Origin of the sequence: Bifidobacterium sp. M0307, from assembly GCF_016100445.1 — a bacterium.
GTDB lineage: Bacteria > Actinomycetota > Actinomycetes > Actinomycetales > Bifidobacteriaceae > Bombiscardovia > Bombiscardovia coryneformis.
Window position 1 is genome coordinate 67,476 of the sequence record NZ_JACFSL010000002.1, and the last position, 22,860, is coordinate 90,335.

General features: G+C 62.2%; 15 protein-coding genes and 2 tRNA genes. 12 read left to right on the top strand and 5 right to left on the bottom strand.

The annotated features are described in order from the left end of the window. Positions 1–36: 36 nt before the first annotated feature. Positions 37–2,892 (bottom strand): heavy metal translocating P-type ATPase, encoded by a 2,856-nt coding sequence (locus H3V08_RS07085; protein ID WP_198182202.1) that lies wholly within the window; start codon positions 2,890–2,892, stop codon positions 37–39. Positions 2,893–3,028: 136 nt separating this feature from the next. Between H3V08_RS07085 and H3V08_RS07090 the strand changes: the two genes are divergently transcribed. Next, positions 3,029–3,310 carry a metal-sensitive transcriptional regulator gene (locus tag H3V08_RS07090; protein ID WP_033498596.1) on the top strand — a complete coding sequence of 94 codons (282 nt, stop codon included), beginning with the start codon at positions 3,029–3,031 and terminating at the stop codon, positions 3,308–3,310. A gap of 169 nt (positions 3,311–3,479) precedes the next feature. Then, a complete protein-coding gene (locus H3V08_RS07095; protein ID WP_110444363.1) occupies positions 3,480–4,832 on the top strand; it encodes a dicarboxylate/amino acid:cation symporter in 1,353 nt (450 codons plus the stop codon). Between the two features lie 102 nt (positions 4,833–4,934). Here the strand turns inward: H3V08_RS07095 and H3V08_RS07100 are convergent. Together H3V08_RS07100 and tgt are read right to left on the bottom strand one after the other, a co-directional pair. Beyond that, positions 4,935–5,017 (bottom strand) — tRNA-Leu (locus tag H3V08_RS07100). A gap of 58 nt (positions 5,018–5,075) precedes the next feature. After that, positions 5,076–6,374, bottom strand: coding sequence for a tRNA guanosine(34) transglycosylase Tgt (gene tgt, locus H3V08_RS07105; RefSeq protein WP_033498595.1), 1,299 nt, complete (start codon positions 6,372–6,374; stop codon positions 5,076–5,078). Positions 6,375–6,636: 262 nt separating this feature from the next. Here tgt and H3V08_RS07110 point away from each other — a divergent pair, with 262 nt between their 5' ends. From H3V08_RS07110 to htpX, 4 genes are all read left to right on the top strand, one after another. After that, positions 6,637–8,535, top strand: coding sequence for a trypsin-like peptidase domain-containing protein (locus H3V08_RS07110; RefSeq protein ID WP_198182203.1), 1,899 nt, complete (start codon positions 6,637–6,639; stop codon positions 8,533–8,535). Positions 8,536–8,849: 314 nt separating this feature from the next. Further along, positions 8,850–10,826: a heavy metal translocating P-type ATPase gene (locus H3V08_RS07115; RefSeq protein WP_198182204.1), complete on the top strand. Its 1,977-nt coding sequence runs from the start codon at positions 8,850–8,852 to the stop codon at positions 10,824–10,826. A 193-nt stretch (positions 10,827–11,019) separates the two neighbouring features. Beyond that, entirely contained in the window at positions 11,020–12,516 is a 1,497-nt protein-coding gene (locus H3V08_RS07120) for an FAD-dependent oxidoreductase (RefSeq protein ID WP_198182205.1), read from the top strand. Between the two features lie 151 nt (positions 12,517–12,667). After that, on the top strand, positions 12,668–13,612 hold the full coding sequence (htpX, locus tag H3V08_RS07125) for a zinc metalloprotease HtpX (protein ID WP_198182206.1): 945 nt from the start codon (positions 12,668–12,670) through the stop codon (positions 13,610–13,612). A 46-nt stretch (positions 13,613–13,658) separates the two neighbouring features. Here htpX and H3V08_RS07130 read toward each other — a convergent pair whose 3' ends face one another. Then, positions 13,659–13,874: a hypothetical protein gene (locus tag H3V08_RS07130; protein ID WP_198182207.1), complete on the bottom strand. Its 216-nt coding sequence runs from the start codon at positions 13,872–13,874 to the stop codon at positions 13,659–13,661. A gap of 43 nt (positions 13,875–13,917) precedes the next feature. Here H3V08_RS07130 and H3V08_RS07135 point away from each other — a divergent pair. From H3V08_RS07135 to H3V08_RS07150, 4 genes are all read left to right on the top strand, one after another. Beyond that, positions 13,918–13,988, top strand: a tRNA-Gly gene (locus H3V08_RS07135). 280 nt (positions 13,989–14,268) lie between these two features. After that, positions 14,269–14,502: a DUF2188 domain-containing protein gene (locus tag H3V08_RS07140; protein WP_033491456.1), complete on the top strand. Its 234-nt coding sequence runs from the start codon at positions 14,269–14,271 to the stop codon at positions 14,500–14,502. Between the two features lie 134 nt (positions 14,503–14,636). After that, positions 14,637–15,455: a hypothetical protein gene (locus H3V08_RS07145; RefSeq protein WP_198182208.1), complete on the top strand. Its 819-nt coding sequence runs from the start codon at positions 14,637–14,639 to the stop codon at positions 15,453–15,455. Positions 15,456–15,675: 220 nt separating this feature from the next. Next, positions 15,676–16,458, top strand: a complete 783-nt coding sequence (locus H3V08_RS07150; RefSeq protein WP_198182209.1) for an alpha/beta hydrolase — start codon at positions 15,676–15,678, stop codon at positions 16,456–16,458. Here H3V08_RS07150 and H3V08_RS07155 read toward each other — a convergent pair whose 3' ends face one another. Further along, the gene (locus H3V08_RS07155; RefSeq protein ID WP_232340445.1) at positions 16,459–18,900 is read right to left on the bottom strand and encodes a cation:proton antiporter domain-containing protein; all 2,442 of its coding nucleotides are present in this window, start codon (positions 18,898–18,900) and stop codon (positions 16,459–16,461) included. A 568-nt stretch (positions 18,901–19,468) separates the two neighbouring features. Here H3V08_RS07155 and H3V08_RS07160 point away from each other — a divergent pair. Next, the gene (locus H3V08_RS07160; protein WP_198182211.1) at positions 19,469–22,267 is read left to right on the top strand and encodes a cation-translocating P-type ATPase; all 2,799 of its coding nucleotides are present in this window, start codon (positions 19,469–19,471) and stop codon (positions 22,265–22,267) included. Positions 22,268–22,327: 60 nt separating this feature from the next. Then, the gene (locus H3V08_RS07165) at positions 22,328–22,819 is read left to right on the top strand and encodes a nucleoside deaminase (protein ID WP_332461792.1); all 492 of its coding nucleotides are present in this window, start codon (positions 22,328–22,330) and stop codon (positions 22,817–22,819) included. The last annotated feature ends 41 nt before the right edge of the window (positions 22,820–22,860 follow it).

Sequence of the window (22,860 nt, forward strand, 5' to 3'; positions counted from 1 at the left end):
GCGGCCCACCTCACGGGTGCTGGCCTGCCGCCCAACCTACTTGTTCAGAACCTTCTCCGGGTCCTTGTCGAAGGTGTCGGCGCAGTTCTGCGAGCAGAAGTAGTAGGTGTTCCCCTGATAGTCGCGCTTGGCCGCAGCCGTGTCGGGGTCGATGGTCATACCGCAGACCGGGTCGGTCACCTTGGCGGATTGATTCTGCTGATTGTCGTCATGACGGTGGAAGAGTCCCATCTCATGTCCTTTCTCTTGGTTGTGTTCTTGATGGTCGGAAATGTTGATATCCGCAGTAAGGGCATCCATGTCGATGGGGGTGGCCCCCTTGACCGGTCTGGCCCTGAGCGGGGTTCGGCGTAGACGATTGGCGTTCAGGACCACCGACAGGGACGAGAAGGCCATGGCGGCCCCGGCGATCATCGGGTTGAGGAGGAGGCCGGTGAAGGGGTAGAGGAGACCGGCGGCGATGGGTATGCCCAGGCCGTTGTACCCGAAGGCGAACCAGAGATTCTGATGGATGTTGCGCATGGTCGCCGCCGAAAGGTCGATGGCCTTGACGGCTGCATTCAGGTCGCCCGAGACCAGGGTCACGTCGGCGGACTCGATGGCCACGTCCGTTCCGGTGCCGATTGCCATACCCAGGTCGGCCTGGGCCAGGGCCGGGGCGTCGTTGATTCCGTCCCCGATCATGGCGACCTTGTGCCCCTGGGCCTGGAGGGCCTTGACGATGCCCGCCTTGTCCTCGGGGTGGATTTGCGCTACCACCCGGTTGACACCTACCTGACCACCCACCTTTTCGGCGGTGCCCTGGTTGTCGCCGGTCAACATGATTGTCTGGATGCCGCGTTCGTTCAGGTCATGGATGGCCTGCCTGGAGCCGGATTTGACCTGGTCGGTCACGGCCAGGACCCCGGCCGGAAGTCCATCAATGGCGACGAAGATGGTCGTGCGCCCCTGGTCTTCCCAGCTGCGGGCGGTGTCGAAGAGCGACTGTGTGTCCGCATGGTCCGACCGTTCGGCACCCGACTCGATTCCCTTGCCTTCGAGGAGCCTGCGGTTGCCGACCAGGACATGGATGGCATCCCCGTTACGGGGACCTTCCGCCCTGTCTTCCTGGAAGGAGCCCGGGGGGAAGGTTGCGTCGATGCCCTCGCCGGTGACCGAATCGAAGCCGTCGGCTTGGACCATGGCGAGGTTGCGGTCCTTGGCTGCCTGAACGATGGCCTGGGCCAGGGGATGCTCGGAGTTGCTCTCGGCGCTCGCGGCCGCCCTGATCAGGAGCCGGTCGTCCACCCCCGGTGCGGTCAGAACGTCGGCCAGTTCCGGACGGCCCTGGGTGATGGTGCCCGTCTTGTCGAGCACGACCGTATCAACATCATGCGCCCCCTGGAGGGCCTCTGCCGACCTGTAGAGCACGCCGGCCCGGGCTCCGCGCCCGGTTCCGATCGTCACCGACAGTGGGGTGGCGAGTCCCAGGGCGCAGGGGCAGGCGATGACCAGGACGGAGACCGCCGCCACTATTCCGTAGACCCCGCGGGGCATGGGGCCGAAGACCCACCAGACCACGAAGGTCCACAGCGCCACCAGGATGACCCCTGGGATGAAGATGGAGGATATCCGGTCGGCAAGTTTCTGGATGGGCGCCTTGGAGGTCTGGGCCGTCTTGACCAGGCGGATGATCTGGGCCAGGACCGTGTCCTGACCGACCTGGGTGGCCCTGTAGCGCAGGGAGCCTGTCCCGTTGACGGTGGCCCCCACCAGGGAGTCGCCCTCTTGTTTGAGAACGGGCATGGGTTCGCCGGTCACCATGGACTCGTCGACCGAGGATGACCCCGAAATGACCTGGCCATCCACTGGCAGCTTCTCGCCCGGGTGAACCTGGATCACATCTCCGACGGCCACATCGTCGACCGGGATTTCCCTGGTGGTCTCCATGCCATCCTGGTCGGTCCTGACCACGGTGGCCGTTTTCGGCCTCAATCCGACCAGGGCGCGAATGGCATCACCGGTGCCGCGTCGCGCCCGTGCCTCAAGTATCTGGCCGAGAATCATCAGGGTGATGATGGTTCCCACCGCCTCGTAGTAGGGTTCACGACTGCCGACGGGGAGGAGTTGCGGCGCTATGGTGACCACCAGCGAGTAGAGGAATGCGGTGGCGGTGCCCAGGGCGACCAGGGAGTTCATCTCGGGAGTCCGGTGCGCCAGGGCCAGCCATCCGGTGCGGTGGATGGGCCAGCCTGCGTAGAACATGACCGGCAGAATCAGGACCAGTTGAACCCAGGGGTTCATCAGGATGCGGGGCATGGGGATGAACATGCCGAACATGGCCGGGATGAAGACCGGGAGGGTGAAGATCAGGGCCACGATGAACCGTCGGGTCAGGTCGCGGATTTCAGCCGTTCGTTCCTGGTCCGCTTCGCCCTGGTCCTCCTGAGACTGGTTGATTTGCCCCCGGTTCCTCTGTTCCTGATTGGGCTGCGTTTCGTCCGACTCCGCGCGGGTGGAGTCCGCGGTATCCCCTGCCCGGGGTCCGTCGGTGGCCCGGAGCATCCCATGGAGCATGTTCATTCCGCAGGCAAAGGGGTAGTCGCCGGCTTTGGGCGGTGTCAGCTGGATGGTCGAGGTCTGGAAGGCAGGCAGGGTCTTGTCGATGTTGAAGTCGTTGAAGACCACGTGCGAGGAGCACTCTCCGCTCTCCTGGCGGTCGAAGACCAGCTTGACCGGCCGCCCGGCCTGAACCTGGATCAGTTGGGGGCTGTATCCGCCTTTGACTGTGATGCGGACGGTCTGGACGCCGTCCTCTTCCTTGGCCTGGGCGGCTTTCTTGGGCGCGAAGAAGTACCAGATGATGCCTGCCGTTATGACCAGGGCCGCAATGAGAACCAGAGTGCTGCTCATGAATCACCCTTTCGGAGTGGATTGCCTCCATAATACCCCCGGGGGGTATACTGATGGTAGATTTCAAGACGGATTTCATGGACAATCCCCGGTTCCCGCCCGGCAGGCCATGGTCCGACCAGGAATGGAGTGGACCTTGCCCGGATATGCCAACGACAAGAAGAGAACCATCACCAGACTTCGGCGTATCGAGGGTCAGGTCAGGGCCATCGAGCAGATGGTCGAGTCCGATACCTACTGCATCGACATCCTCACCCAGATTGCAGCCTCCACCAGCGCTTTGAAATCGGTGGCACTGACGCTTCTGGATGACCACATGAACCACTGTGTCCGTCAGGCCGCCGCCAAGGGTGGGGAGGAGGCCGACGAGAAGATGGAAGAGGCTTCCGAGGCCATCGCCCGCCTGGTCCGCTCCTAGTCGGCAACCGCCTTTCAATCGGCCTGATCGGTCCGGGAATAACGCCTCATAAGCAACAGATATATGCATTAGGCCCGAACCGGATGAACTTACGTTTTTCTCCTGCTAGATTAAACCCCACCCCTGGGCCGACCGGTCTCTGGGAAGGTTTGCTAAAAGAGGAGATCCGATGTCGGAAACGAGTTGGGACTGGGCGGCTCTGATAGTCGTCGTCGTCCTTTTTGCAGGGCTGGCCCTGCTGAGCAAGAAGACCAAGGTCAACTTCAGCTGGCGGGTCATCATAGCCACGGTACTGGGAATCATCGTGGGGGTTGGCTTCTCGGGCCACACCGCTTACGTGGGAGCCTTCGGTGCCATCTGGTCCAAGGTCATATCGGCCATAGTGGTCCCCCTCCTGCTCTTCAGCATCGTGGCCAGCATCGGGCGGATAGGCGGGGCCGGCAGGCTTAAGAACATCAGCCTGAAGACCATCGTGCTCCTGCTGGTCAATACCTTCACGGCAGCCGTGATTGCTCTGGTCCTCGGACTGCTCTTCCAGGTGGGCAAGGGGTTTGACCAGGCCCTGCCCAAGGGGGTCAAACCCCGCGAGGTGCCCGGTGTGGTCGATACCCTGGTAGGGCTCTTCCCGTCGAATCTTGCCGATAACTGGGCCAATAACCAGGTCATTCCGATTGTGATCTTCGCCATCCTCCTGGCTGTTTCCATGAACAAGGCCGCTTCCACCCCGCGTGGCGAGAAGAGCGTGGCCCCCTTCAAGGCCTTCGTCGAGGCCGGCAATGTGGTGCTCTCCAAGGCCACCCAGATCATCGTCGGCTTTACCCCCTACGCTGTCCTCTCCCTGATTGCGGCCGCCATCGGGAACAGTAGCCTCAAGAGTCTCCTGCCTCTTCTGGGTGTTCTCCTGGTGGCTTACCTGGGACTGGCCATTCAGCTCTTCCTGGCCCAGCCCCTGATTCTGGCCTTGGTTGGACGCGTCAACCCCCTGCCCTTCTTCCGGGCCCTCTGGCCTGCGGGTGTGGTGGCCTTCACCTCCGAGAGCAGCATCGGCACCATTCCCGTCACCGTCCGCCAGCTGCGCTCGGCCGGCGTTCCGGAGGAGACCGCCTCCTTCGTGGCCAGCCTGGGCGCCAATCTGGGTATGCCCGGATGCGCCGGTCTTTGGCCGGTCCTCCTGGCGGTCTTCGCCATCAATGCCCAGGGTGGTTCGTACTCCTTCGTGCGCTTTGCCCTTCTGATTGTCTTCGCCCTGGTGGTTTCCGTCGGGACGGTGGGTGTGCCCGGTACGGCCACGATTACCGCCACCTCCCTGTTCACGGCGGCGGGTCTGCCCGTTCCCTTCATCGCCATCATGCAGCCCATCTCCCAGTTGGTCGACATGGGCCGCACCCTGGTCAACGTGGCTGGTGCCGCCAATACGGCCGTCATTGTGGCCAGGACGGAAAACGAGCTGGACATGGACCTCTACAGTGGGCGGAAGGTCTTCGATGATCAGGACATCGAAGAAGACCCGGAGGGTCTATAAAAAGTGAGATGCCGGGAGTGCTGCTTCCGGCACCTGATTGATTGAAGATATGGAAAACGCCGCCGACAGGGAAGGACCCTTGTCGACGGCGTTTCGTCTCCGTGCGAACGGAGGGAGTTGAACCCTCACGAGCATTCGCTCACTGCCACCTGAAGACAGCGCGTCTACCATTCCGCCACGTTCGCAGACAAACAGAAATGATAGCATGTCCCCGCAGGTGGCGCAATTACAAGCGTGTTGGTTTTACCCCCTGGATCCGTTGGCGTAGAACCTTGCCAGGGTCTCCTTCTTGTAGTCATCGAAATAGCCGCCATCGATGGAGGCGCGGATCTCGTCCAGGAGGCGGACGAAGAAGCGCTCATTATGAATGGTGGCCAAGGTGAACCCGTTGAATTCCCGAGCCCGCAGAAGGTGGTTGATATAGGCCCTGGAGTAGTTGGTGCAGGCGTAGCAGTCGCAGTCCTCCTCAATGGGCCTGAAGTCGTTCTTGAACTGGGCGCGCTTGATGTTCCAACGGCCGTCGCGGGTGAAGACGGCCCCGTTGCGGCCACACCTGGCCGGTGCCACGCAGTCGAAGGTGTCGCCGCCATTTTCCACACCGGCGAAGATATCGTCCACGGCGGCGATGCCCAGAACGTGCCTGGGCCGGGACTCGGGCATCTCGTCACATATCCAGGCGCAGGTCTGGCCCAGAAGCCGCTTTTCGATGGCCCCGCCGATGCCCACCCCGTCGAAGTCCAGGGAGGCGATCTGACCGGCGGCCTTGCGGCGGAGGTCCTCGTAATTGGCCCCCTGCACGACGCCGAACAGGGCCTGATAGGGCTTTCCCGTCCTCTCTGCGGTCAGGCGTTCATGCTCCGCCACGCACCGCTTGGCCCACCGGAAGGTCCGCTCCACTGATTTCTCCTGGTAGGAGCGCGTGTTCATCAGGGTGGTCAACTCATCGAAGGCGAACATGACATCGGCCCCGATCTTGTGCTGGATTCCCATGGATATCTCGGCAGAGAATCGGTGCTGGTCCCCGTTCAGGGGTGATTTGAAGGTGACTCCGTCCTCATCGACGAAGGCCAGGCGTTCCTTCCCTTCGGCGATGACCTCGTCGGACTGCATTCCGGTCACATCCATGGCCAGGGTCTTTTTGAATCCCGCTCCAAGGGAGAGGACCTGGAATCCGCCGGAATCCGTGTAGGTGGGGCCATCCCAGTTCATGAACCGGGCAAGTCCGCCTGCCTGGTCCAGAATATCCTCGCCGGGACGTTCAAAGAGATGGAAGGCGTTCGACAGAAGCACCTGGGCACCCATTTCGCGCATCTGCTCGGGCAGCACGGCCTTCATGGCGGCCTGGGTGGCCACAGGGATGAAAGCCGGCGTATGAATATCGCCGTGGGGGGTATGGATGATTCCGGTCCGGCCGTACCGCCGCCCCTCGCGGCCCAGTCCGTCTGCAGCGGAGGGCAGTTGGGTGATGGCTTCGAACGAGAAGGCGGAACGGTCGCCCGGTCGACCGGGTTCCGCTCCCAGGGGATTCATGAGGAAGGTCATGGTTTCACTGTATCCAAAAGCATGGCTAAGCGATTCGCCACCAGGAGGCACGCTCTCGGCAGATTGGATGGAAGGTCACAATCCGCTTTCATGGAACGTTCAGAAATCATCCAGGCCACCTGTCTTAGTCTGATAGCGGTTCGGATGATAATAAGGACCCGATAGCCTACGTATAATCAACGAATATCGCGGGTTGCCGGGGTAGATTATCAGGAGCGGCCAAGCAATAGGCAGTGCATAGAGTTGATTCGAAGGAGCAGGAATGGCTGAAGAGAACAGGCCCGAACCCTGGAAGGGGTCGGATGGGAACCAGTCATGGCAGACCGGCCATATCGAGAACGAGACTGCCGATTCGCGGGCTGAGGCACCCAACCAGCAGGAGTCCGCAGAACGAAGTGAACCCGTCAAGCAGGATGGAGCCGGCCAGATGGGCCGGCCCGAGCCCATCGCCCAGCCGCAAGCGGCTTCGACCGATTACGCACCCAACCCGATGGATATAGTCCCGGAGAACGGGGACGGGGTGTCGGCCCAGTCCCTCAACGCGGATCCTGGAACTCCCGGTGCGGGTGGAACTCCCACTTCGTCATCCGATGCGTCGAAGGATGCGCGGCCACAGCAGGTGGGGCAGGCCTACTATCGTCCGGCTCCGCTGTATGGTGCCTATGCCCCGACCGGACAGACCGCACCCGGGACCCAGCAGACCCAGCAGAATCAACAGGGTCAACCCGGGCAACAGCCCGCCTCGGGCCAACAGGGCCAGCCCGGTGGGCGCGGAGTCTTCGGGCAGCCCGCCAATGGTGGTGCCCCCGCTGGTAACCGTCCGGGTGCTCCATACCCCGTCTTCGGTCGGCCTGCCGCACAGGGTCAGGGGTCCTTCCCTCCGGGTGGCGACGGCAAGGCTCCTGACGGCTCCATGCGTGGGGGTTCCTTGAGTGGCTCCGGCAAGTATGTCTTCACCGCCGTGGTGGCGGCTCTGGTCGCTGCGGCCCTGATGCTGGGTCTTGGTTGGGCCGCCCTCTCCAACGGTTGGGTCAGTCTTCCCAGCTCATCCAGCCTGAGCGGGATCTCCTCCAACTCCTCCGGGCAGGGGACCGCCAAGATCGAGGGCGGGAAGGCCCCTGACTGGCAGGCCATCAGCAAGGATGTCTCCGCCTCCGTGGTCTCCATTCAGGTCAAGGTCAACAACGGTGTGGGTGCAGGCTCTGGTGCGGTCATTGACGACCAGGGCCATGTGGTCACCAACAACCACGTGGTCGATGGTGCCCAGGAGATCAATGTCACCCTGTCCAATGGCCAGATATATACAGCCAAGGTGGTCGGGGTGGATACCACGGCCGACCTGGCGGTCATCGCCCTGGAAAAGGCCCCGAGTGACCTGAAACCGATTCAGTACGCCGACTCGGACCAGCTGGCCGTCGGTGAGGATGTCATGGCAATCGGAAACCCGCTCGGCTATGAGAACACAGCCACCACGGGTATCGTATCGGCCTTGAATCGCCCTGTTTCGGTCATGGATGAGAGCAACAACAACCCCGTCGTGACCAACGCCATCCAGCTGGATGCGGCCATCAATCCCGGTAATTCGGGCGGTCCTACGTTCAATGCCGCCGGTCAGGTCATCGGTATCAACTCCTCCATCGCATCCATGGCCTCCTCACAGTCCGAGGCGGGTTCCATCGGCATCGGCTTCGCCATCCCCTCCAACCTGGTGAAGAGGATCTCCGAGGAGATCATCAAGAACGGCAAGGCAAGGCACGTCTCCATGGGCGTGACCATTACCAGCGGCACGGTCGAGGCCGATGGGGTCACCCGTGGCGGTGCCAAGGTCAACAAGGTGGTCGCCGGTTCCCCCGCGGAAAAGGCGGGCATCAAGACCGGCGACACCATCGTGGCCTTCAACGACAATGCGGTCAACAACAACTACTCCCTCCTGGGATATGTGCGGGCCGCGGCCTACGGCAGTTCGGCCAAGATTACGGTTGTGCGCAACAACCAGGCCGTCGATCTGAATATCACCCTCGACCAGGAAGAGCAGGCCGTGCAAGGCAGGCCCAAGTCCAATAAGAGGAGTTCCGGTGATGACGGTTCCGGACAGGATGATTCCGGTAGCGGTAACGGAAACAACCCGCAGGATCCCTTCGGGTTCTTCTTCGGGCAGTGAACCGGAGAACGCTTTTCCCGAGTGTGACCGTTCGCGCCGTGGGGTAGCGATTCGCGCCCCGAAGGCAGGGTAGAGCGCTCTGACAGGTGGGGTTTCTGGACATCATAGGCTGGTGTCCGGGAACCCCACCTGTTTTCATCGCCTCAGCTTCTCCCGTCTAAATCCACGGAATGGTCCTGCGGCGCTCGCCATGCGGGCAGTCGGTCTTTCCTCATGTCGTTCGGCTCGGGGAAACACATCTGGATATAGGGTGGACGGGAGAAGCGAGGGGCATCCATCGGCGCCTCGTCGTCTGTCGACCTCCGGGAGCGGTGATGAAGAAAATCCTGTCCTTTGCCTCCAAGGTACCCATGCTCTGGCTGGTCCTGGCCTGCGGTCTGGCCATGGGCCTGCTATGGCGGCCCCATCAGGTGATTGCTCAGTGGGTTGTTACGATCCTGGTCGCCATTTCCCTTATTGACACCCTTCGCGGAATGATAGACGACGTCCGTCATGGTCACGTCGGCGTGGATATCCTGGCGGTGGTGGCCATTCTTTCCACCCTGGCCGTCAAGCAGTACTGGGCCAGCTGGGCCGTGGTTCTCATGCTCTACTCGGGCGACGCAATCGAGCAATACGCCAACAACAGGGCCCAAGGCAACCTGACCCTCCTGGTCGAGGCGGCGCCCCAGGTGGCCCATGTGGTCGATGGCGGCAGGGAGGCCCGGATTGATGGGCACAGCCTGCCCGAGGAATCGGATTGGAAGACCGTCCCGGTGGCTCAGGTGGCTCTGGACGACCTCCTGGTGGTCAAACCCGGAGAGACCGTGCCTGTCGACGGCGAGATGGTCAGCCCCTCGGCAACCCTGGACCTTTCGACCATCAATGGGGAACCCATGCCCCGGCAGTTCTACGAGGGTTCCCAGATTATGTCCGGTGCGGTCAACGGTTCGGGCACCTTCCTGATGAGGGCCAGGCAGCTCTCCCGGGATTCCCAGTACCAGCGGATTCTCAACCTGGTCCGCTCGGCCCAATCCTCCCGGGCGGCCGTGGTCAAGACGGCCGACCTGATGGCCGTTCCCTTTACGGTTCTGGCCTTCATCATCGCCTGCGTGGCCTGGATCATCTCCGGGGAACCGACCCGCTTTGCCCAGGTCCTGGTCCTGGCCACCCCCTGCCCCCTGCTGATTGCCGCTCCGGTGGCCTACATGGCCGGTTCCGGCAGACTGGCCAAGGCCGGACTCCTGATCAAGACCCAGGATGTCATTGAGAACCTGGGCCGGGTCTCGCACATCTTCTTTGACAAAACGGGCACCCTGACGGTCAAGCGGCCCCAGGTCACCCACGTTGACATGGCCGACCAGCAGAACGCCGAATGGGAGACCGGGCAGGTTCTGGCCATGGCCGGGGCCGTTGAGTCCTATTCGGTCCATATCCTGGCCAACGGCATCACGGCGGCAGGCAACCGGGTTGAGGAGGGGCGGATTCGTCAGGGAGATGCCCGCTTCAAGGCCCAGGATGTTCAGGAGGAGGCCGGTAACGGGGTCCGGGGGCTCATTGACGGGCACACGGTGCGTGTGGGCCGCATGGCCTATGTATCCGGCGGTGACCCGGCTGTCTCAGAGAGTGCCTTTGCACCTCTCGCCCCTGACGAGATGGCTGCTTACGTCTCCATTGACGGGGATGTGACGGCGCGGATTGTCATGAAGGATGTACCCAGGGATGATGCCGCGCAGACCATTGCCGACCTTCGCGCCTTGGGTATAGAACGCCTCTCCATGGTGACCGGCGACAAGGAGGAATCGGCCCGGGTCATCGCCGACCAGGTGGGCATCAGTGACGTCCATGCTGGCCTCTTCCCCGAGGACAAGGCAGACCTGATTGCCGAGGCTGCAAAAGCAGAGCCCAACCGGGAACCCTGGTGGGACCGGTGGCTCTCGAAATTCGTCGGTGAATCGATAACCCGATCCATCACGCTGATGGTGGGTGACGGGGTTAACGATGCCCCGGTCCTGGCCGCGGCCGATGTGGGCATGGCCATTACCGACGGAACCACGACGGCGGCTTCCGAATCGGCCCAGGCGGTCATCATGAATGACGATATCGCCAGTCTGCCCAGGTCCATCGCCATTGCCCGCCGAACCAAACGGGTCATGCTTCAGGCGGTCCTGGCCGGACTCTCCCTGGCCACAGTAGGCATGCTTTGTGCGGCCTTCGACCTGATTCCGGTTGTCGTCGGTGCCTTCATGCAGGAGGCCATCGACGTGGTCTCCATCCTCTGGGCACTGACCGCGCTCCTTGACGGGGACTGAACCCTTCTGGTATTCCCCGGGCCCGGGTGTGGCATCCTTGCGGGTGAAACGGTGACCTGCCCTCGTCCGGCTGGAGAGGCACACCTGCGACTCCATCCAGGGAAAACAGGGCTGCCAAAATTTGGTGAAAGTCCCGGGGAGTGACTCCGACCCTGTCTGTTGCGGATTCCGACTTTACGTTAGGCTGGTCGGCATGAGCGATAACAAGGTCAATGATTCCAACAATTCAGCCTCTCCGACCGGCGACGTAGCCGATGGGCAGTTGCGTGTTGCAGTCGTGGGTGCCGGCCCTGCCGGGGTCTACGCTTCGGACATTCTTCTTCGTCAGCTCAAGGAGAAGGGTGACGAGCTCGGGCTTGGCAACCGTGCCCGCATCGACCTCTTCGAGAAGCTGCCGGTTCCCTTCGGCCTGGTCCGATACGGTGTAGCGCCTGACCACCCCAGCATCAAGTACATCGCCGGGGCCTTGGAAAAGACGCTGGATAACCCCGATATCCACCTTTATGCGGATGTGGAATTCGGCCGTGATGTCTCCCTTGATGACCTGAGGGACCGCTATGACGTGGTCCTCTTCGCTACTGGTGCCGTGGACGACCGTCCTCTGGAGATCGAGGGGCACAGCCTGGATCACGTATACGGTGCCGCCCACTTCGTGGAGTGGTATGACGGATACCCGACAGCGGGTCGGGAGTGGCCCCTGGATGCCGAACAGGTGGCGGTGATAGGCGGCGGCAATGTGGCCATGGATGTGGCCAGGATTCTGATGCGCCGTGCAGATGATCTTCTGGGCACCGATATCCCCGATAACGTGTACGAGGGCATCAAGGGGAACAAGGCCCGCGAGCTCCACATGTTCATCCGCCGCGGCCCGGCCCAGGCCAAGTTCTCCGTCCAGGAGCTGCGCGAGCTGGAGAAGCTGCCCGGGGTTCAGATTGTTCTTGACGATGAGGATTTCGACCTTGATCCGGAGACCATCGACCTGGCCGCACAGGACAAGCTGACCAGGCAGATGCTGGAGGAGCTCTACGCCATCAAGGACATGGCCGAAGACATGGAAGCGGATGGCGGCGTCGACTTCGAGGGCAACCCGGCCGACCGTCGATTCTGCATTCACTTCAACCGGATGCCGGCAGCCATTCTGGGTCAGGACGGCAAGGTGAGCGGCATTCGCCTGGAGAAGACCGAGGTGACCCCCGAGGGTGTTATGGGCGAAACCGGCGAGTACGAGGAGTGCCCGGTCCAGGCGGTCTACCATGCCATCGGTTATAAGCCTGCCGAGGTGAGTGGCATCCCCTACGACTTCTCCCGGTACACCCTGGCCAACGAACATGGTCGGGTCTGCTCCGCCCCCCAGGCCGAGGGTGGTCACCCGATCGATCGCCTCTATGCTACGGGATGGGCCAAGCGCGGCCCGGTAGGCCTGATTGGATCCACGAAGTCCGATGCCCTCGAGACCATCGGCAACATGCTGGATGATCTGGCCTCCACTGAGTCCCATGGCCGTTTGGCCCCCGACCGTGCCGACGATTCCATCGACCGTCTCCTGGCCTCCAAGGGGATAACCCCCATCGACTTCGCCGGCTGGAAGCGGGTTGACGCCTACGAACGTGCCGAGGGCGCCAAGGTTGGGCGTGAGCACATCAAGGTCACCGACCCCGATAAGCTCAGAAGTTTGGCCCACGGCGAGTAGTTCCGGAGGAGGACCCTGGAGGGTGGCGCTTAGGGCGGATTTTCAGCCCCACTGCTTTCCGCGGGGTCGATGGTGCAGTCTCGCCATGCATGGTGGGACCGCACAGTTTCTATTCAGTCAAAATCCAGCAACGCAGACTAACATATGACTCATGGATGGCAAGCTGAAGGTTCACGGGCATTTCAACGGTCTTAAAACGACCTTGCTGTTTGCCCTCATGTGGGCTGTCATTATGCTGATCTGGTGGCTGACCGGAGGTCGGCAGGGGACCCTGGGCGTTTACATCATCGTCGGTCTGGCCACCACATTCGGGTCCTACTGGTTTTCCGACAAGGTGGCAATCGCTTCCATGCACGCCCAGCCGGTCAGTGAACAGGAGGCCCCGGAGCTCTATCGGATTGTCCGGGAACTCTCGGGCCGTGCAGGCAAGCCCATGCCCAGGATTTACGTTGCCCCGACCGAATCGCCCAATGCCTTCGCCACCGGCCGCAATGAGCGCCATGCAGCCGTCTGCTGCACCCAGGGAATCCTGCGCATCCTCAACGAACGCGAGATTCGGGGCGTGCTGGGGCATGAACTCATGCACGTTTACAACCACGACATCCTGACCTCGGCAATTGCTTCGGCCATGGCCACGGTCATCACGTATCTGGGGTACTCCCTGATGTACTTCGGCGGTGGTAGCGACCGTGAACGGGATAATTCGACAGGAGCCCTGGGGTTGATTGGTGTTCTGATCAGCTCCATCCTGGCCCCTCTGGGCGCCTCCCTGATTCAGATGGCCATCTCCCGTACACGTGAATATGACGCTGATGAGGATGGGAGCCGCCTGACCGGTGATCCGGCCGCCCTGGCGTCCGCCCTGAACAAGATCTCCTATGGTGCCCAGGCCGTGCCCATGCCACAGACCTCCGGTACTCAGAGCGCGGCCGCCATGATGATTGAGAACCCCTTCTCGGCCGAGGGATTCAGCAGACTCTTCTCCACCCACCCGCCTACTGATGAGCGCATCGCCCGCCTTATGCGCATGAGCCAGGAGATGGGCCAGACCCAGGTGGATGCAGAAGGCGGGGCAGGTAGCCAAATCGGCTACTGAACCGTTTGGGGTGCTGACGGGATTTGGTGGGCTGTGGGCCGTGTGCTCAGGCTTCAATCCTGTGGCCGTCGCAGATGGCGGTCTGCACTGAAACCCCCAGGATTCGACAGCAGGCAGTCGGCGGCATATCCGGGTGCCACCAGCCCAAGGCCATAGTGGTCTTGCCGGGGCGGTCCGGACCCAGAGCGCGGGCCGGTGCCAGTGTGGACGCCGCCACGGCCTGGGGAGCGGACTCGCGCGTATCCTCAGGAACTGCTATCATAAAGACCTGCGTGCTGTTCATACGAAGTACTGACGGTGCGACTGCGGGCGTAGTTCATTGGTAGAATGGAAGCTTCCCAAGCTTCAGAGGCGGGTCCGATTCCCGTCGCCCGCTCTCGGAGATTCCATTTCCCTCGTGGTTCGATTTTCCCTTCCTTTATATTCAGTTTCTGTTCTTGTATCTCTTGGCCTGCTCAATTGGGGAATCGTGCCTATCTGTGGCGGATTGCGATATGCGCCGGTCTAAATCGGCTTGGGCGGCCAGTCCAGGCTCGTGGAATGTGGCGAATCTGCCCGACGATTTCCGTGCAGGGGGCAGGCGTGTCGGAGCACTTGCGCCCTGGGTCGGCGGTGGATGATGAGTAAGTACAGCGAGGTACTGAAAGGAAGTCATCATGGCTGATTATCACGTGCAATTCGAGAAGGGGCGTGACGTCTGGAGCGTCAAGAGGGCCGGGGCCTCACGCGCCTCCAAGACCTTTGCCACCCAGGCGGAGGCAGCAAAGCAGGCCAAGGTCTATGCGGACAGGTCCGGTGGCGGCGAGGTCAACGTCCACAAGAAGGGAGCCAATCAGGTGCGCGACAAGAGGACCATTGGCAAGGAGGACCCCCGCTCCACCAAGGGTTGAGCCGCGCCCCGCCCGTCGGCGGAATTGACAGGATGGTGAATCATTGCCCGCCTGGAGGGTTTCGTGCGCGTACCGACCATAGACTGGGCAGTATCGAAAGTCGATGAAGCCTGGGCGGAAGGGCGGTGAGTCGTATGGCTGATGGATTCAACCAGCTCGATCAGCAGTTGACGGACGGCGAATACGGCGAGGGCTTGCCCGCTGCCTATCCTCCTGGCCCTTATATCGACGAGCGTCCCGTTCAGGTTCAGCATGCCAACATCTGGGCCAGGCTCGCCATCATTACCGGTCTGGTCTCGGTCCTGGCCGGGCTTGCCCTCCTGGCCCATGCCGTTGCGCCGACCAGGCTGGGGGTCATCGGTCGGGTTGCGATTTCCGCCTGGGCGGGTGCCTCCCTGGGGTTTGCCCTCCTGACGGTGGTCCTGGTCATTGTTGCCAGGCACACATATATGCCTGCGGGCCGGCACCGTTCTGTGGGCTCGGGTGGAATCATCCTCCTCCTGTGTGGGGTCCTCTTCACGGTTGCGGGGTTGGTCATCGCCGAGGGTCATCCGCAGGGGCTGATCAAGGCCAAGGAGGTCGATGCTGCTCCGATTGATTCAGCCCAGGCCATGACCCAGGGCATAGATCGGGCTGTGGGCTCCTGTTCTTCGGGATGGCAGGAAGCCGGTGTGGACAGGTTCGTCGGGGTCTCCCACGTCAGGTACTGCGCCAGCAACAAGGTTGCATATGCGGTCTTCAACAATGATTCCGCTGCGTCCCTGGCCAAGGGGCCCATTCGTTCCCAGGCCGCGAATCTCTTGGACCGATTCGGTGGTGGTGAGGCTCTTTCCGTTTCGGATATGCGACTGCTTTCGGGCAAACGGTGGGTGGTCATCGGTAACGCGGACCAGATGTCCAGGCTCCAGGCGGATTGGGGTGGACAGATCCAATCCCTGGAATCCGAACGTTAAAACAGAGAAGACAAGGCGCCGAATCACTGTTGACCCGGAGCCTTGGTCGCTTTTATCATCTCGGCTCCGTCCGTTCGGCGGTAGCTGTCTGCCTCGTCTCTCGTACTGTCTCATTGTGATTGCCTTGCCCCGCATGGGTGCACTACATTATGCGGTCTCAACCAGGATTGCCGTTCGGTCCTATCGTGCATTCACCTCCGGCGGACGGTATCGTGGAGGTATGGGTAATGCTGAAGCAATCAGTGACGGTGGGAAAGGCGCAGAAGACCGGACGGGCCTGATTGGCAGGGAGTCCACAGCGGTTCCCGGGCGATTCGGTGACCCGCTCACGGTGGAGTACGCCCTGTATTCCCGTAAGGAGGCCGCCGCCAATACCAGCCGCCCACTTTTCCTGATTATGCACGGCTGGGGTTCCAACGAGGAGGACGTGGCGGATCTGATGCGCTACGTGGCTCCCTACAATGATTCAATCTCCCTCAGGGCCCCCATGGTGGTACCGGGCAGCGAGAAGGGGATGTTCGGCCCCGGATACACCTGGTTCCACGACATGCGCCCGGAGCGGGAGAATCTGGACCGGGACGGATATGCCGCGGCCAAGGCCATAGACGAGTGGGTGGGGGAGCACATTCCCGCCGACAGGCAGGTTGTGGTCATGGGTTTCTCCCAGGGAGGGATGCTGGCGGTCCATCTGCTGAGGGTCAATCCGGAGCGTTACCGGGCCTCGGTCTGCCTTTCAGGATTCCTGGCCCCCGGACTGGTGGAGGGCACGGCCCCTGCCGATGCCCGCCTGGCGGATTTGGAGAAGCCGGTCTTCTTCGGTTTCGGTTCCGAGGACACGATCGTTCCCAAGTATGAGTTCAGGGCCCTGGCGGCCTGGCTGGACGAGCACACCTGGCTGCAGGCCCATGAGTACGACCACCTGGACCATAGTGTTGACATCCGTGAGCTCAACGACCTGCGCCAGTGGCTGGCAGACATCAACGTCAGCTCGGGACTCATGTAATCAGAGGGCCGAGTCCGCATCCACCTGCATGACGTATACGTTGCGGCGCAGTTCCTTGGCAAGGGAGCGGGAGATCTCACCGGCCTCGAACATGTCCTGTATCTGGCCCAGTTCAATGGCGTAACCCTCGTGCTTGGCCTCCTCCACGTTATCCCTGACGGCGGGCATGCCGGAGTAATCGGTCCGGCCCTCAGCGGAGGACTCGATCATCTGGTGGTTGATGATGGTGGTCAGGAGGTCCTCGGTCTTGAACCGTCCCTTGCCCAGCTCGGCGTAGAGCTTCTCAATCAGGAAATGGTTCATCTCCGCCTGGAGATGGCGTCCTGCCAAGAAGACCTTGTTTTCGCTGAGTTTGAACGTCTTGTGCCTTAGACGGTAGAAGATGCTGCGGACGAGGCCGCGTACCCGTCTGTGTGCTGTATATGTGCGCCAGCGAATCTCCCCGCCCTTGTCCAGATGGAAGAGGGAGGAGGAGATGGTTGACAGGATTTTCCTGGCGGCCTGCTCCTGGCAACGTAGCTCCAAGAGACGGTTCTGATCCTCGCTCGCCTGGATTTCCTCGGGCCTGCGGATTTCCCCTTCGGCGTTATCGCGAGCCTGTTCGGCCTTCTGCAGGCTGCGGGTCATGTCCGCATCGGCATCCCGGTCGGCGGCGGTGCCCGCAGGCAACTGGCCGGTCGGCGCAGCATCATCGACCGCGGGGGAGGGGTTCCCGGCTTCGGGCACAGTCCTTTCCTCGGACTGGGGGACCCTGGCCGCGGCATCCTCCGTATCGGCCCCAACCGCAGCGGAGGGTGCGTCGGCTGTGTCGTTCAAGGTGTCTGCAGCTGCCGGGGCACTCTTCTCCTGGTTACCTTTCGGCTCCTGGTTCAGGCGGGTTTCAATCTGGTCGGCGGCATCCTCGATCCGGCTCAGCCGCTCGGCCATGTAATCCTGCTCCCACTCCATGGTCTGGACCTGCAGGTCCTCGAATTCCTTGGGGGAGTACTGCCCAATCTCCGACTTGAGCTTGGCGATTCGATGGTTGTACTGCTTGATGACGTGCTGGATGGCCAGGCGGTTCTCGTCGTTTATCCTGGTCGAAAGCTCCCTGATGGTTCTGCGCAGAACGTCGATGGACTTCTCCACCTGCTGGGCAGGTACCTCCGTCTGACGGGAGGGTGCAAGCAGGGGCAGGGCGAAGTTGGCCAGGACCAGGGTGACGATGATGACCCCAGCGGCTACGAAAATCAGCTCGTTGCGCATGGGGAAGGGGTTTCCGTTGGAGATGGTGTAGGGGATGGTCAGCGCCAGGGAGAGGGTGATGGTTCCCTTGGGGCCTCCGAAGGTCATGACGGCGGCCGAACGCCAGCGCCGGGCGGTCATGGGGCGGCGCCTCCCGGTCTCCTTGTCCCTGGCGAAAACCAGTACGGTCGTCACCCAGAGGAACCGGAGGAGGATGACCGTCAGGGCCACTACGACGATGGTGGCTACGAGCATCCAGTTGCTGACCCGGCGGTCACGCCAACTGGTGCCCATCGCCGTGGGCAGAAGCATGCCCAGGATGATGAAGACGGCCCCGTTCAGACTGAAGGAAAGGACCTTCCAAACGCTGGTGGAGACGATGTTGGCCTTGGAGGTGTTGGGGCCGACGCCCGTGTGGTCGAACCGGGCCATGAGGCCGGTGGCCACGACGGCCAGGACCCCGGAGACATGCAGAACGTTCTGGCCGACCAGGTAGATCACGAAAGGCAGGAAGAGCTCCAGGAGGATTCTGGTGGTCGTGGTCTCCCAGCCCATCCGGCGGGCGGATTCAAAGATCCAATTGACCAGGAAGCCCATGATGATGCCGAATCCGATGCCGCCCACGAATTCCACGACGAACTCCAGAAGGGCGTGGGTCATGGAGAATGAGCCGGTGACCGTGGCCAGAATGGCGAACTGGAAGCCTATGACTCCGGTGGCGTCATTGAAGAGGGATTCGCCGGCCAGGGTGGACCGTTGACTGGCGGTCAGGTCGGCGCTCTTGCCGAGGGATGAAACGGCCACCGCATCGGTCGGTCCCAGGGCGGCGCCGAGTGCCACGGCTGCGGCCAGGGGGAACATGGGCCAGGCCGCGTGCAGGATGACCCCGACCATGACCATGGTCAGGGCGGCCAGACCGATTGCCAGGGACAAGGAGGAGCGGATGTCCTTGAGGAGTTCCACCTTGTTGATGGTGTGGGCCTCGAGGTAGAGCAGGGGGGCGATGAAGAGGACCATGAAGAGTTCCGGGTCCAGCTGCATTTCCGGGAAAACCGGCAGGCAGGCCATGATCGCGCCGAGGGCGATCTGTACCAGGGGAGTCGAGACCCTGGGGATGAACCGTGAAACAAAGGAGGATATAAGGACGGCGGCCACGACGCACAGAATCAGGACGAACACTTCCACTGGCTGCCTCCTTCGCTCGGAAGCCCCACCCATGCCATGCGTCTGGCGGATTCCCGATATCATCGTGCCCGGGATGAAACTTGGGATGGGGCCGAACCAGCAGGGAGGAGTTTGTTCCCGTACCTTACCGATTTCAGTATACGGAATTGAATTATCCACAGAGGGAAAATTCTGCGTATCGGTGCCAAACCCACAACTTGTCTGTCGGGCCGATTCGGACGGTATCGGTCGCCAGGGTTTCCCGGCGCTCGCGACTGGCGTAAATGTGTGAAGATGTGGACTGCCTTCAAGCCCCGGCGCTCATCCTGAATCCTTGAATCTGTACCATTGCAAGGGTCGGTCAAGGCGCTGGACCCCGAACGTGTACCGGCGGCTTTCACAAACAAGTCCGCCGCACTCCATATCCATCATGACCCCCGCATGATGGGCCGGCTGCAAACCGAACCGACAGACAACAACATGTCCTCAGGACGCCTGGGCTCCATACCCGCCCGCGTCAGCTGAATGGTAACTGGCCACCTGGGCCCCTCACCAAGGCATTCACGGATGCCTTACGCACTACGGACAGTACGACCAATCCACATGGAAAGGCCTGGCCGATATGACAAATCCGACCAACCCGCCAACCAACGAACCACGGAACACATCCCTGGAGCAGACAGGGAACACACAACTGCAAGATACGGCCTGGCACAGCCTCGACGCCAGCGAGGCCATGACCACGCTGAAAACCAGCGACCAGGGTCTGGGCGAGCAGGAGAGTCGCCGCCGCCTGGATATCTTCGGGCAGAACACCCTGGCCGAGGCAGAGACCAAGCCCAAGTGGCGACTCTTCCTGGAGCAGTTCACCAGCCCCCTGATTGCCGTCCTGATTGTCTGCGGCATCGTCACGATCTTCCTCAAACACTATGTCGATGCAGCAGCCATCTTCATCGTCCTCCTCCTCAATGCCATCATCGGTTACTACCAGGAATCCAAGGCGGACAAGGCCGTAGAGGCACTGACCTCCTTGGCTACGCCCACCACCCGGGTCATGCGCGATGGACGGCTTCAGGACATCGATGCGGCCGACCTGGTCCCCGGTGATCTGGTGGTGCTGGAGAGCGGTGACCGGGTCCCAGCCGATCTCAGGCTGGTTGAGGCCCTTCAACTCCGCATCGACGAAGCCATGCTGACCGGCGAGAGCGATGAGGCCAAGAAGAGTACGGACGCTGTTCACAAGGATGCCTCCCTGGGCGACCGCAAGTGCATGGCCTTCTCGGGCACCATGGTCACCAGCGGACGTGGCAGGGGACTGGTCGTCGCCACCGGTTCGGACACCGAGCTGGGCGAAATCAATGATCTGGTCCATGTGGCCAAGGGGCGTACTCCGCTCCAGCGAATCATCCACCGCACCGAGGTCGGCATCGCCGTGGCGGTGATCCTGGTGGCCGTCTTCGTCTTCATCGGTGGAGCCATCATCAACGGGGACGCGACCGAGGCCTTCCTCTCCGCCGTCTCCCTGGTCGTGGCTTCCATGCCCGAGGCCCTGCCCATCGTTCTGACCGTGGCCATGGCCCTGGGTGTTTCCCGGATGGCCGACTACAACGCCATCGTGAGGTCCCTGCCGGCCGTTGAGACCCTGGGCTCCATCACGGTGATTGGTTCCGACAAGACCGGCACCCTGACCCAGAACCGGATGACCGTTGAACAGTGCACCCTGGGAGGGGGAGACCCGATCCAGGTCGATCAGATCGGTGCTGACGGTGCCGACGATCCCCGTACCTGGGCCTTCATGGCTCTGATGCGCGGAGGAGCCCTGACCAACGAGGCCCACCGACAGGCCGACGAGGACGGAACAATCCGGTACAGCGGTGATGCGGTCGATATGGCCATGGCCCGGGTCGCCGATCAGACAGGGGCCGTGACCCGGGAGGAACTGGATTCCCCGATCGCCTCCCAGACCCCCTATGAACCTGAACTTCTCCATTCCATGACCATCCGACGCAATCCGGACGGGACTCTGACCCAGTACGTCAAGGGGGCGCCCGATGCGATCATGTCCATGAGCACGACCATGGTCGGCCCGGACGGGAACCGGATTCCCCTGGACCAGGATGCGGTCCATGCCTCCTACAAGATGATGGGTTCCCAAGGGTTGCGCGTCATCGGCGTTGCCAGCCGGACCATCGACCCGGATGAAGACCTGAAAGACCACAAGCAGGCCCACGACATGACTTTCCTCGGTCTGGAAGGAATGCTGGATCCGCCCCGCCCCGGTGTCCGCGAGGCCATAGCCGACTGCGCCAAGGCCGGTATCAGGGTCGTCATGATAACCGGTGACCACCCGGTGACCGCCGCCGCCATCGGCAAGCGCCTGGGATTGGAGCACACCGAGCAGACCCTGACCGGCAGTGAGATGCTGGAGATGAGTGACGAAGTTCTCCGTGCCCGTCTGCGCGAGACCTCCATCGCCGCCAGGGTCTCGCCCCAGGACAAGCTTCGCATCGTCGAAGCCCTCCAGGACGAGGGGCACGTGGTGGCTGTGACCGGTGACGGCGTCAACGATGCCCCGGCCCTCAAGGCCGCCTCGGTGGGCATCGCCATGGGTGAATCCGGCACCGACGTGGCCCGTGAGGCCAGCGATGTGGTTCTGACCGATGACAACTTCATCACCATCACCCAGGCCGTCCGGCAGGGGAGGGCCACCTTCAAGGCCATACGTGGTTCGGCCTACTTCCTCCTCTCCACCGCGGCCGCTGCCATGATTGCGGTCGGTGTCAATGTCATCGCCGAGGAGCCGCTCCTCTTCCTTCCCCTCCAGATGCTCTGGATCAACTTCGTTACCAACGGTGTCCAGGACATCGCCCTGGGCTTTGAGCCCGGTGATGGGGACGAGCTGGAATCCCCGCCCCGCTCGGCCGAAGAGGGTCTGCTCTCTCGTGTCCTCTGGATTCGTCTGGCGGTCTGCGGCCTCTGGATGGCCACCTGCATCCTGGTCCTCTTCCGGTCCAACCTCGACAGGGGGATGAGCCTGACCGTGGCCCGGACCATGGCGCTGACCCTCCTGGTGCTCTTCAACTTCTTCATCGCCATGTCCGCCAGATCCGAGAAGAAGCTGATCATCCAGCTCAATCCGCTCGACAACAAGTTCCTCCTGGTTGCATCGTTCGTGGCCCTGGGCATTCACGCCGGTGCCATGTACCTGGCTCCGGTGGCGTCCGTGCTGGGCATGGCCCCGCTGACCGGTACGCAGTGGCTGATCTGCCTGGGCATCGGCCTGACGGCCCTCATCTTCAGTGAGGGCGACAAGCTGATTCGATCCTTCCTGGCCAAGCATGGGTACGGGCAGCACGGTCGGGCCAACCACTTCCGCCATGTGCGGCGCAGCATCGCCGACATGTTGAGCGGCCGGTCCTGAGTCGAAAAGCACGGGGCCGGTCCGGTGGAGCCTGTCAGGTTGGACTGCCAGACTGGCCCTGTGCACGAATCTTGGAAGAAGGCCATGGGCCAGGCCCTGGATCTGGCTGAACAGGCGGCCAACCAGGGCGACGTCCCTGTGGGGGCCGTGGTCCTGGACGCTCGTGGGCAAGTGATGGGTCGAGGTTGCAACCGTCGGCAGGCCCAGGGGAGGCCCCTGGCTCATGCCGAGATGGAGGCCATCACCCAGGCCGCCTCGGCCCATGGCCCTGCCGACAGGACCGACGGTGACCGGGGTTGGGACCTGTCGGGCTGTACCATGGTCGTCACGCTGGAGCCTTGCCCCATGTGCATAGGGGCAATCCTGGCCTGCCATTTCGACCGTGTGGTCTTCGGTGCATGGGACCCCAAGATGGGTGCCTGCGGGTCGGTCTGGGATATTCCCCGCGACCCCCACACCGGACCCATGGCCGAGGTCATAGGCGGAGTGGAGGAGGGGGCTTGTGCCGACCTCCTCTCGCATTTCTTCAAGGCCCGCCGTCAGGATTCCTGAGCGGGGCTGTTGCGTGGTTTCGTCCCACCAGCGCCGGTGTG